This window comes from Peribacillus sp. S4 (assembly GCF_046715815.1).
In the GTDB taxonomy this organism is placed as follows: Bacteria; Bacillota; Bacilli; order Bacillales; family DSM-1321; genus Peribacillus; species Peribacillus frigoritolerans.
Genome location: NZ_CP175708.1, coordinates 656231 through 668602 on the forward strand (window position 1 = coordinate 656231; position 12372 = coordinate 668602).

General features: G+C 38.7%; 11 protein-coding genes. 10 read left to right on the forward strand and 1 reads right to left on the reverse strand.

The annotated features are described in order from the left end of the window. Positions 1–101: 101 nt before the first annotated feature. From ACJ9PY_RS03150 to ACJ9PY_RS03175, 6 genes are all read left to right on the forward strand, one after another. Positions 102–1292, forward strand: a complete 1191-nt coding sequence (locus ACJ9PY_RS03150; protein WP_053533707.1) for a glycine C-acetyltransferase — start codon at positions 102–104, stop codon at positions 1290–1292. A 45-nt stretch (positions 1293–1337) separates the two neighbouring features. After that, on the forward strand, positions 1338–2297 hold the full coding sequence (locus ACJ9PY_RS03155) for an L-threonine 3-dehydrogenase (RefSeq protein ID WP_053533708.1): 960 nt from the start codon (positions 1338–1340) through the stop codon (positions 2295–2297). Positions 2298–2629: 332 nt separating this feature from the next. Further along, positions 2630–4027: an amino acid permease gene (locus tag ACJ9PY_RS03160; protein ID WP_057278635.1), complete on the forward strand. Its 1398-nt coding sequence runs from the start codon at positions 2630–2632 to the stop codon at positions 4025–4027. Positions 4028–4179: 152 nt separating this feature from the next. Beyond that, positions 4180–4473, forward strand: a complete 294-nt coding sequence (locus ACJ9PY_RS03165) for an RNA polymerase alpha subunit C-terminal domain-containing protein (RefSeq protein WP_268937152.1) — start codon at positions 4180–4182, stop codon at positions 4471–4473. A 95-nt stretch (positions 4474–4568) separates the two neighbouring features. After that, complete coding sequence (coaA, locus tag ACJ9PY_RS03170) at positions 4569–5489, forward strand: type I pantothenate kinase (protein WP_034305636.1); 921 nt, start codon at positions 4569–4571, stop codon at positions 5487–5489. A gap of 595 nt (positions 5490–6084) precedes the next feature. Then, positions 6085–7590: a malate:quinone oxidoreductase gene (locus ACJ9PY_RS03175; RefSeq protein WP_034305633.1), complete on the forward strand. Its 1506-nt coding sequence runs from the start codon at positions 6085–6087 to the stop codon at positions 7588–7590. A gap of 489 nt (positions 7591–8079) precedes the next feature. Here ACJ9PY_RS03175 and ACJ9PY_RS03180 read toward each other — a convergent pair whose 3' ends face one another. Continuing rightward, the gene (locus ACJ9PY_RS03180) at positions 8080–9135 is read right to left on the reverse strand and encodes a potassium channel family protein (protein WP_411739461.1); all 1056 of its coding nucleotides are present in this window, start codon (positions 9133–9135) and stop codon (positions 8080–8082) included. A gap of 398 nt (positions 9136–9533) precedes the next feature. Here ACJ9PY_RS03180 and ACJ9PY_RS03185 point away from each other — a divergent pair, with 398 nt between their 5' ends. The 4 genes from ACJ9PY_RS03185 (at position 9534) to ACJ9PY_RS03200 (ending at position 12193) form a co-directional block, all read left to right on the forward strand. Continuing rightward, positions 9534–9686, forward strand: coding sequence for a hypothetical protein (locus ACJ9PY_RS03185; protein WP_411739462.1), 153 nt, complete (start codon positions 9534–9536; stop codon positions 9684–9686). Positions 9687–9967: 281 nt separating this feature from the next. Continuing rightward, a complete protein-coding gene (locus tag ACJ9PY_RS03190; protein WP_057278641.1) occupies positions 9968–10744 on the forward strand; it encodes a transporter substrate-binding domain-containing protein in 777 nt (258 codons plus the stop codon). Between the two features lie 73 nt (positions 10745–10817). Next, positions 10818–11462: an amino acid ABC transporter permease gene (locus ACJ9PY_RS03195; protein ID WP_034305627.1), complete on the forward strand. Its 645-nt coding sequence runs from the start codon at positions 10818–10820 to the stop codon at positions 11460–11462. Beyond that, positions 11459–12193 carry an amino acid ABC transporter ATP-binding protein gene (locus ACJ9PY_RS03200; RefSeq protein ID WP_048685183.1) on the forward strand — a complete coding sequence of 245 codons (735 nt, stop codon included), beginning with the start codon at positions 11459–11461 and terminating at the stop codon, positions 12191–12193. Before ACJ9PY_RS03195 ends, ACJ9PY_RS03200 begins: the two co-directional genes overlap by 4 nt. Positions 12194–12372: the final 179 nt, after the last annotated feature.

Sequence of the window (12372 nt, forward strand, 5' to 3'; positions counted from 1 at the left end):
TATTTTTGGGAAAAAGGGAAAAAATACAATATTTTTAAAATAGGTGTAAAACATAAAAAAATCCTGCATTTATTCCAACCATCAATAAGGGGGTATATTAAATGTCAAGTGAAATATTAAATGAATTTTTGAAAGAAAATTTGGAAGATTTAAAAGAAAAGGGACTTTACAACGTTATTGATCCAGTGGAAGGTGCTAATGGTCCGGTTATCACGATTGCGGGCAGGGAGCTAATTAATTTATCATCCAATAATTATTTAGGTTTAGCAACAGATAGGCGATTAATAGAGGCTTGCATAGAAGCGACGAAAACATATGGCGTCGGTGCAGGTGCCGTTCGTACGATCAACGGAACGTTAGATATTCATGTCAAATTGGAAGAAAAGCTCGCCGAGTTTAAGCATACAGAAGCAGCCATTGCTTATCAATCTGGATTTAACTGTAATATGGCAGCGATTTCAGGAGTGATGGATAAAAATGATGCCATTCTTTCAGATGAACTGAATCATGCTTCAATCATTGATGGATGCCGACTTTCCAAGGCAAAAATCATTCCCTTTATCCATTCCGACATGGATGATTTACGGACAAAAGCACGTCAAGCAAAGGAGTCCGGATTGTATAACAAGATCATGATCATTACCGACGGAGTGTTCTCGATGGATGGGGATATAGCCAAACTTCCTGAAATTGTGAAGATTGCCGAAGAGTTCGACTTAATTACGTATGTTGATGATGCGCATGGTTCGGGTGTATTAGGTAATGGTGCAGGAACGGTTAAGCATTTTGGGTTATCGGATAAAGTGGATTTCCAAATTGGAACATTATCCAAAGCCATTGGTGTTGTGGGGGGCTATGTAGCAGGAAAGAAAGATTTGATTGATTGGTTAAAGGTGAGAAGCCGTCCATTTTTATTTTCAACGGCTGCCACACCGGGAGCAGTTGCAGCTAGCATAGAAGCCATCAATATTTTGATGAATAGCTCAGAACTTCAAAATAAGCTTTGGGAAAATAGCGATTACTTGAAAAAAGGCCTAAAAGAATTAGGGTTTGATATCGGGGAGAGCGAAACACCGATCACGCCTTGCATTATAGGTGATGAAGCAAAAACGCAGCAATTCAGCAAGAGGCTGAATGAAGAAGGTGTGTATGCTAAATCCATCGTATTCCCTACCGTTCCAAAAGGTACAGGAAGAGTGAGGAATATGCCTACTGCGGCTCATACAAAAGAGATGTTGGATAGCGCATTGGCCATTTATGAAAAAGTAGGAAAAGAGATGTCGATCATATAAGTAGATTGCTTGTTTCGGAGTTTAAAACATGGGGAGGGATTATTGATGAAAAAGGTCTTGGTAACGGGGGCTTTAGGTCAAATTGGTTCAGAACTGACGCTAAAAATGAGAGAGGTTTATGGAGCTGACAATATCATTGCGACAGATATCCGAAAAACGGACAGCGATGTTGCTCAATCAGGTCCATTTGAAGTTTTGGATGTTACGGATGAAAAAGCGATGTTTAACATGGCAAAAAAACATGAAGTGGATACGATTATACATTTGGCCGCTTTATTGTCGGCAACAGCTGAAAAGAAGCCGCTTTTAGCTTGGCATTTAAACATGGGCGGATTGGTCAATGCTTTGGAAACGGCACGAGAACTCGATTGCCAATTATTCACACCTAGTTCCATTGGTGCGTTTGGTCCAACCACTCCTAAAGATTGGACACCGCAGGACATCATTCAACGGCCGAATACGATGTACGGCGTGAATAAAGTATCCGGAGAGTTATTATGTGATTATTATCATCATAAATTTGGGGTTGATACGAGGGGGCTTCGATTCCCGGGACTGATTTCGTATGTCACACCTCCTGGCGGCGGAACTACCGACTATGCAGTTGAAATTTACTATGAAGCGATTAAAAACAAGCGATATACTTCTTACATTGATAAGGGAACGTATATGGACATGATGTATATGCCGGACGCTTTAGCTGCCATCATTGCTTTAATGGAGGCAGATGCTTCAAAATTGAAACATCGGAATTCTTTCAATGTTTCTGCCATGAGCTTTGATCCGGAGCAAATTGCTGCCGAAATTAAAAAGCATATACCGGAATTTGTCATGAATTATGAAGTCGATCCTGTAAGACAATCCATTGCAGACAGTTGGCCAAATACAATTGATTCAACATGTGCAAAGGAAGAGTGGGGATTCAAGGCGGAATATGATTTGGAGAAAATGACCAATGATATGTTGTTAAAGCTGAGATTAAAGTCCCTTTTGGTAACAGCGTAATAAACCTGCCAGCCGAATAAAAGAGTTGCAAAACTCTTTTATTCGAGTTATTTTATACAGGGGAATTTTTACGTTTAAGGGGTGAACTTGTTATAACCGGTAAAAAGTAAGCGCTTTCTATGGCACCTCGGACAGAATAAAGAATTAACATGAAAATGGATAGTAATCTTTCCAACTGTCAGGAATGCTTAAAAGTGAAGAGTGATTTTATGAGGCGGCTTTAAGAAAGATTAAATAAAGTGGTGCCTGCTATATCATTTCTATACTAAATAGGGAGTGTAATAAGCATCTTGCATAAAATTTCGACTATTAGTAGTATAGGGGGAAATGGAATGGCAAACAAAGATTTGAATAGGGACTTGAAAGGTCGTCATATTCAGATGATCGCTTTGGGCGGAACGATTGGTGTCGGTTTATTCATGGGTTCAGCCAGCACGATTCAATGGACAGGTCCGTCTGTAATGTTAGCTTATGCGATCTCTGGTTTATTTATATTCTTGATCATGCGCGCAATGGGGGAAATGTTGTACTTAGAGCCAAGTACAGGTTCATTTGCAACATTTGGTTATAAGTACATTCATCCATTGGCAGGGTATATGACAGCTTGGAGTAACTGGTTCCAGTGGGTTATCGTCGGGATGGCAGAAATTATTGCAGTGGGGACGTACATGCAGTATTGGTACCCTGATCTCCCTGCTTGGATTCCAGGTTTAATTGCAATGGTGATTCTTGGAGCAGCGAACTTAATTTCCGTTAAGTCCTTTGGGGAAATTGAATTTTGGTTTGCACTGATTAAAATCGTAACGATTATTTTAATGATCGTTGCAGGGTTTGGACTGATTTTCTTTGGGATCGGTAACGGTGGGGAAGCCTTAGGGTTATCGAATCTTTGGGAACATGGCGGTTTATTTACAGGCGGCTGGAAGGGCTTCTTCTTTGCTCTCTCACTTGTGGTTGCCGCTTATCAAGGTGTAGAATTAATCGGGATTACGGCTGGTGAAGCAAAAGATCCGCAAAAAACGATAACCAAAGCGATTCAAAGTACCATTTGGCGTATTTTAATCTTCTATATCGGTGCGATCTTCATTATTGTAACCGTTTACCCTTGGGATCAATTAAGTTCGATTGGCAGTCCATTTGTTGCGACCTTTGCGAAGGTTGGTATCACGGCAGCAGCCGGAATCATTAATTTTGTCGTAATTACGGCTGCAATGTCTGGCTGCAATAGTGGTATTTACAGTGCAGGACGCATGCTTTACACATTAGGGGTGAATGGGCAAGCGCCAAAGTTCTTTGCAAAAGTATCTAATAGCGGTGTCCCTTTATTCGGTACGTTCGGAGTGATCGTCGGTTTAGCGATTGGGGTTGTTTTAAGTTATATTGCACCAGAAAATTTATTTGTGCATGTATACAGTGCGAGTGTACTTCCTGGAATGATTCCATGGTTTGTCATTCTGATCAGTCAAATTAAATTCAGGAAGGTCAAAAAAGCTGAAATGCACAATCATCCATTCAAGATGCCGTTTGCACCTGTTACAAACTACCTGACCATCGCTTTTTTGATCATGGTATTGATCGGTATGTGGTTTAATGATGACACACGTATATCTCTTATGGTTGGAATAGGTTTTCTAGCTATCGTAGCAATCAGTTATTTCGCTTTTGGAATAGACAAGCGTGTACAAGCAAATGCTCAAACAGAGGCTAAGAAGGAGGACAAAGTGGGTTAATCCATCATTCACTTTGCGTTTTGCAAAGGGTTGCTGCGGCAGCCCTTTTCCAATGAAATTAATGATAAAATGGATTAAAATGGTTGCTTCATTGTGAAGGGTGAACTTTTTATGTTTGGACTTAAAATTCAGAAGAAAAGGAGAAATTGACAATGACCACTTCAAAGAAGAATTTGAGGACTTGCGAAAAGGGACACAAATACTATAAATCCAGCGACTGTCCGACCTGCCCTGAATGTGAGCAGGAACGAAAACCTGATACAGGATTCCTTTCAGTGCTCTCGGCACCTGCCAGACGTGCATTGGAAAGCAATGGGGTAACCTCTTTACAACAGCTATCAGCATATAGTGAAAAAGAGATTTTGAAATTCCACGGTATGGGACCAGCTTCTTTACCGAAACTTAGGGAAGCTTTGGAGACAGGTGGGTTATCATTCAAAGCTTAATCAATTTAGTGAATAAGGGATCAGGAACTTCTTTTTTATGGACATCATCCTTGTTAAACTGATAGTAACTCTAAAAAGTGAGGTAACGAAAAATCATGAGTTCCTATACTCCCTATTTTGAATTCAATCGAAAAAAGTGGGCATCTTTGCGAAACCATACCCCTCTTCCTTTAACAGAAGAAGAATTGGATAACTTAAAAGGAATAAATGAAGAAATATCCATTCAGGAAGTGGAAGAGGTTTATTTGCCCTTGACCCGTTTGATCAATTTACATGTTGAGGCATCTCAGCAGCTTAACACAGCCACTTCTTCATTTCTAAAAACTGATGCTAAAAAAGTACCTTATATCATTGGGATTGCAGGGAGTGTTGCTGTAGGAAAGAGTACGACTGCAAGGTTGCTTCAGACTTTATTATCCAGATGGGATAATCACAGAAACGTAGGTCTTGTCACTACCGACGGTTTTTTGTACCCAAATGATCTTTTAGAAGAAAAAGGATTGATGAAAAGAAAAGGGTTTCCTGAAAGTTATGATACCCAAAAATTAATCAATCTTATCGGAGATGTAAAAGCGGGAAAAAATAAAGTGGAAGTTCCAATCTACTCACATTTGAAGTATGACATTTTGCCAAATGAAGTGCAGACGATCTGTAATCCGGATATTTTAATAGTGGAAGGTGTTAATGTTCTTCAAGTTGACAAGGAAAATCAAGTATTCGTCAGTGACTTTTTTGATTTCTCACTCTATGTAGATGCAGATGTTAACGACATAGAGCGGTGGTATGTCGAAAGGTTCCTTTTACTTCAAAAGACTGCATTTCAAAGTCCCGAATCCTATTTCCATCGTTATATTGACTTTTCTAAAGAACAGGCCATAAAAAAAGCGACTCAAATTTGGGAAGAAATTAATTTGAAAAATTTACATGAAAATATACTGCCGACAAAAGGACGGGCAAAACTCATCTTGAAAAAAGGGTCGGAACATAAAGTTGAAAATATCTTTTTGCGAAAATAAGAGAAATAATGTTTTTTTGTAATAGCAATAAGTTAAGAAATAATATTAATGAGGGACTATGAGATAAGTCTTAAAATTAAGAATATTACCGGTGATATTACCTTATACTGGTTTAATCTTCAGTAATTATTGGTATTGTTATAATATCTAATAATTGGGTGGAATTTATGATACTAGTTAAAAAGTTAAGAGTTTAGCAATTTCAGGAAGGCCCTAGTTTTTTAGGGAAATGGTTACAGAAAGTTCTAATTTTCCTTCTGTTTTTGTCAATAAATGTGTATTTTCCTGGCTTATTCGAATCTGTCAATATTATTTCACTAACAGTTTCTTCCTTCAATGATGGGGAGTTGCTGAAGAAATCTTTTAATGCGACTATCGGGGCGGATAAGTTTAAGCTAATTTCTTTTCAAAATCAACATTTTAACAAAAAAAGTAATAGTAGAATATTTTAATCTATGAAATAATAATAATAGATTATGATATAGTTATAAGGAGACAGAAAAGGTGTGTTCCTAGTTCGTGCCGGGCTTTTTTTGACACCTAAGCAGGAGCGCCTACATCTTTTTTGCAAATATAGGGGATAAGGAAGGTTATAATGAGCAACATACAGAAACAAACAGACGTTATCTTAATTGGCGGCGGAGTCATGAGCGCGACTTTGGGATCATTACTGAAAGAGTTAGCACCGGAATGGGAAATCAAAGTATTTGAGAAGCTTGCAAACGCAGGAGAAGAAAGCTCTAACGAATGGAATAATGCGGGTACGGGACATTCTGCGCTGTGCGAGCTTAACTATACATCCGAAAAAGCTGACGGATCTATAGATATTAGCAAAGCAATTAAAATAAATGAACAGTTCCAAGTTTCATTGCAGTTTTGGTCGTATCTTGTAAACTGTAAGCTGATTGATAATCCGCAAGACTTTATCATGCCATTGCCTCATATGAGTATGGTGCAAGGGGATAACAATGTAGCGTTCTTAAAGAAACGTTTTGAAGCGCTGTCCAAAAATCCTCTGTTCCAAGGTATGGAGTATTCCGATGACCCAGCAAAACTGATGGAATGGATTCCACTTATTATGCAAGACCGTCCATCGAATGAATCTATAGCGGCAACAAAAATTGATTACGGTACAGACGTTAACTTCGGTGCTCTGACACGCATGTTGTTTGACCACTTAAAGGCTCAAAACGTCGATATCAAATATAAACATAGTGTTGATAATGTTAAACGTGCCAGTGATGGCTCATGGGAATTAAAAGTGCGTAATGTCGATACCGGTAGCGTAGAACGTCATAATGCTAAATTCGTCTTTATCGGAGGCGGGGGCGGAAGCTTGCATTTACTGCAAAAATCCGGCATTCCTGAAGGGAAACATATCGGAGGATTCCCGGTAAGTGGATACTTCATGGTATGTAATAATCCGGAAGTTGTTGCACAGCATCATGGGAAAGTATACGGAAAAGCTAAAGTTGGTGCACCACCAATGTCTGTTCCGCATCTTGATACACGTTTTATCGACAATAAAAAATCGTTGCTATTTGGACCATTTGCGGGCTTCTCACCGAAGTTCTTAAAAACAGGTTCAATGTTCGATTTAATAACTTCCGTAAAACCGAATAATGTTTTAACTATGTTGGCGGCAGGTGCAAAAGAGATGCCATTGACAAAATACTTGATCCAGCAAGTTATGTTATCGAAAGAACAGCGCATGGAAGAGTTACGAGAGTTCATCCCGAACGCTAAGAGCGAGGATTGGGATTTAGTAGTAGCTGGCCAACGTGTACAAGTTATCAAAGATACTGCTGAAGGCGGCAAAGGTACACTTCAATTTGGTACGGAAGTTGTAAGTGCATCCGATGGCTCTATTGCAGCATTGCTAGGTGCTTCTCCAGGGGCTTCTACTGCTGTTCACGTTATGCTTGAGGTAATTAATAAATGCTTCCCGCAACGCATGAAAGAGTGGGAACCGAAAATTAAAGAAATGATTCCTTCTTATGGAGAGTCACTAATGGAAAATACAGAGCTATTGCACGAAATTCAAACTTCAACATCAGAGACGCTTGGTCTGAGCAAAAAAAAAGAGCTAGTTTATAGTTAATTTTTGGATATCGAAGCATCATTGAAATTAAAAACAACAGAACCTTTAATCGATCTTTGATTGAAGGTTCTTTTTTTGTTTTGGCTCTTTTCGTAAAGATTGTTGTTTTTAAAACGAAACTATTTTAGGTTGATTGGAGCGGAAGTGCGAGACTCCTGCGGGAGCAGCGGGACAGGTGAGACCCCACAGGCGTTTACGCCGAGGAGGCTCACCGCCCGCCCCGCGGAAAGCGAGCACCTGGAGGGGAAATCAACCACACTGCACTACTTCGTAAATAGCAACAAAGTATGCGAAAACAGCCTTTGTTTTAAAGCTTATTCATTTAAGGATGCATATTTGCAGGCAAGTTGATTGGGAACGAGATGCACTCGCTTTTCTAAGCAGGAGGCCCGAACACCCGCTCCAATCAACTTAGTTTTAACTTAAATAAAAACCCTTTTGCCTACAAACTGAGGGATGCTATTATAGCATCCCTAAAGATTCCTGATTCTAATGTATTTTTGAATTTATTTTGGAAATGGTCTCTTTATCGCAAATAATGAAAAGCTGTGCATCATCAGGAATTCGTGCATCTAATTTTTGGTTTATGTTAAGATCACCACGATCTGCTACCAGTGTGGCCCCTTTATTAAGAAGGTCCATGAATGCATCACGATAGGTTCGCCATTCATCTTGTTTAGAAATCTCATACATCGCCTCTTCATACTTTGAGCTCATGAGTTCTGAATACATGTGAGTGACTCCATGAGAAAATAATGATCGTACTGCTGCGTGGGAGATCATTTCTTGTGTAGGAATAAACTCATCCACCTTTACACGCTCAAATAAACGAATATGCTTTTGATTGATTACCTCAGCGGTGACGTGTATTGGCGTATTGGTTTTTTCTTCAATGGACGTTATGGCAGTGGCAACTAATAATGTCTTTCCATCGACAAGTAACGGATCCTTTGTAGCATAATTATCTTGTGTTATTTGGTCAGCAAAAATGATAACGCCTTTTGCTTTAGGCAGATTTGCACGGAGTAATGTTTCTTCATCGGTGGCATCCCCGCGAACATAAAACAGACGCTCCTCTAACATGGGTGATTTTTCCAGGTTATCAATGATAACAATATCAATGGTTTCATCAGATTTAAAAATTTCTTGAATTGCTGATTTTGACTTTTCACTCCATCCAATCAGAATGATATGATTTTTACCTGTATATTTCATTTTTCCACCAACTTTACGTTTTTCGATAAGATATACAGATTTAATGATTTTTCCAATAAAAAGACTAACAAGCCCAATACCCGTTATGTATAGACCGATGGTAAATGCTTTTCCAAGATCGGTGACCGGTGCATAGTCACCAAAACCAACCGTAGCAAGCGTTGTAAGAACCCAGTAAACTGAAGTTAAATATGATTCGAACGTCTGTGGCTCTATAGAAAAAGCAATATATGCTGCAACTAATATGTATAAAATGGCAAATGGTATAAAGATTTTCCCTCTTAATTTAATCAGGTAATATATTATTTTTTTTACCTTAATTCTCATCATACCCATCCTAGTTATAAAGTTCATCGTCGATTGAATTTATATTTCCCCAATTTAACAGATAATTAAACGTAAGTGTAAGAACTATTTATTCCCAAGTTGGGAGCAAAAAAGTATATAAAAGAAAGTTTGGTTGGATGTATGACGTTTAGCTCTGTTTCTTATGAACAAAAGGGGCAGGAACACTGGGTTTTATCTGCCCAAGCTTAATAGACCACTCATTCAGTTAGTTTTTGGTACCAAAACTATAGATTCTGCTCTTAAATTTCGCTCTAATTTTAATATAGATTATAAAAAGGACAATAATAGATGAATTAGAATATAAATTACTTTACGTGATTGGATGTGGGCATGACGCCAGAATTTACCCAGTAGGAAATTAAATTATAGGGGGAATGATTATGGAATCACCAAATGTTGCGACAAATACGAAACAAGAGGAGCCGCAGATTCAATCTACTGCGAATGTACTGAAGTTTATTATATACAGTTTAATAGGAAGTTTTATGTTTTTTTCCCATTACCATAAATGGTGTTTCAAGGATTCCAATTGATCATATAGTAATATGGATCAAAGGAACCCTGGTGAATACCACCCTCCAATGGTCTTGTTTTACAGGTATTGATGACATGATCGGCTATTTTTATCGAGAAGGATCCCATAGCCTTTTTGTGTTTTCCATCACTGTAACAATATTAGGAAAAACGTCCATAAAAATTATTTAAAGAAAATAATATTTATTCTAAAAATTCATATTATAATACTTTATTCTTATGCTATATTATAGGGAGAATTATTTATTATCACGTATAATTAAGAATTGGAGTGATTTAAATGAAGAAACTTGGTTTATTGAGTATGTTTTTGATTTTAACTATCTTTATCTCGGCTTGTGGAACCAATGAAGGAAAAAATGCAGGTGAGGAAAAGAAACCTGAAAAGGTATATAAAGTTGGTGTGGATACGACTTATCCTCCTTTTGAATTTAAAGAGGGGAACGACTATAAAGGTATCGATATCGAATTGATCAATGCAATCGCGAAAGACCAGGATTTCAAAATCAAATTGTCTCCAATGGATTTCGGTGGAATCATTCCGGCTATGCAAGCCAATCAGCTTGATGTGGCCATTGCAGGAATGAGCATTACAGAGGAAAGAAAAAAGGTAGTGGATTTCTCAACACCGTATTTTGATGCAGGGTTAACAATAGTTGTTAAGAAAGATAATACAAGCACTAAAACCGTTAAGGATCTTAAAGGAAAAACCATTGCAGTGAAAAAAGGAACAACAGGTGCTAAATATGCACAGGATAATGCTACGAAACTAGGAATCAAAGTTGTTCAATTCAATGATAGTCCAGCGATGTTCCAGGAAGTGGCCAACGGTAATGCGGATGCCCTTATAGAAGATTATCCTGTCATCTCATATGCAATCGCCCAAAAAGATCTTGGGTTGAAAATCGTAGGTGACCGTTTGAATGGTGACCAATATGGAATAGCTGTATTGAAAGGGCAAAACGGGGATTTATTGAAAAAAATAAATGATGGTCTTGCCAATCTTAAAAAAGACGGCACATATGATGAAATTATAAAAACGTATCTTGGTGAATAAGGTTAATAAACAATAGATTAAAGCTCATTAGGCGCGCTTATGGCGCGCTTTCTTTTTCAAAGGGGTGAAAGAAATGGATATAATTGTTGCGGCGTTGCCACTTTTATTAAAAGGACTTCAGGTGACACTTTATATCTTTGTGATTGCCATTATCCTAGGTTTTTTGATTGGTTTACTTGTCGCATTGCTGCGACTTGCCCCCATCAAAATCTTGAATTGGATTGCAAAGGTTTATGTGGATGCAATACGAGGGACACCGTTCATCGTTCAGTTATTTTTTATCTATTTTGGTGTGAATTCATTGAATTTGATTTCTTTGGACAGTACAACAGCTGGAATAATTACCGTTGCAATCAATGCAGGGGCATATTTTGCTGAAATAATAAGGGCGGGGATACAATCAATCGATAAAGGGCAAACGGAGGCGGCAAGATCCATCGGGTTCACTGGAGCTCAAACAATGAGATATGTCGTGCTTCCGCAAGCCTTTAGAAGGATGCTCCCTACCATTACGAATCAATCGATCATCAGCTTGAAGGACACTTCTCTATTATCCGTAATTGGTATAGCCGATTTAACCCAGCAAGGTCAGATTCAAGCTTCGGCAACCTTTGAAGCATTCAAGGTTTGGCTGGCCGTGGGTGTAATTTACTTTATCATCATCTATTTGTTAACCCTAATTGCTAATTTCATAGAAAGGAGGGTACAAGTTCGATGAGCATCATTACAGTAAAAAACCTAAGAAAATCATTTGGAACTGTCGAGGTTTTAAAAGATATAAATGCAGAAGTGCAGGAAAAGGAAGTAATTTGCGTAATCGGCCCTTCTGGATCTGGAAAGAGTACATTCCTGCGTTGCCTGAACCTCCTTGAGGAAGTTACCGGCGGCGAGGTGGTCATTAACGGACATGATATTACCGATCCTAAAAGGAAAATCAATATAAACAAAGTCCGGCAAGAAGTTGGAATGGTTTTTCAACATTTCAATCTATTTCCACATAAGACCGTTTTGGAGAACATTACCTTGGGCCCTATTAAAATTCGTGCCACCGATAAAGCGGAAGCAGGAAGATTAGCGCTTGAGTTATTGGATAAGGTTGGTCTAAAGGAAAAAGCAAATAGCTATCCAGGGGAACTTTCCGGCGGACAAAAACAGCGGGTCGCCATCGCAAGGGCATTGGCGATGAATCCGAAGATCATGCTATTTGATGAACCGACTTCTGCCCTTGACCCTGAAATGGTCGGTGATGTTTTGGAGGTAATGAAACAACTTGCTAAAGAAGGAATGACAATGGTCGTCGTTACGCATGAAATGGGCTTTGCCCGGGAAGTCGGGGACCGGGTGATATTCATGGATGGAGGGTATATCGTGGAAGAAAATGAGCCGAATGAATTATTCGGTAACCCTCAGCACGAAAGAACCAAAGCATTCTTGAGCAAAGTGCTTTAACGGGATGCTTTTAAGATCGTAAATCATGAATGAAGTTGTGCATAAAGTGTGGACAAAGCAATGCGGGAAATGTGGGGAAACCCCAAACGCATGAGCCTTTCCCTCATCTTTGTGCATAACTTTTTTTGTTTATAGAGCAGGAACCTATCAGTCAGGAGATGTTTTTATTCATATCAGCT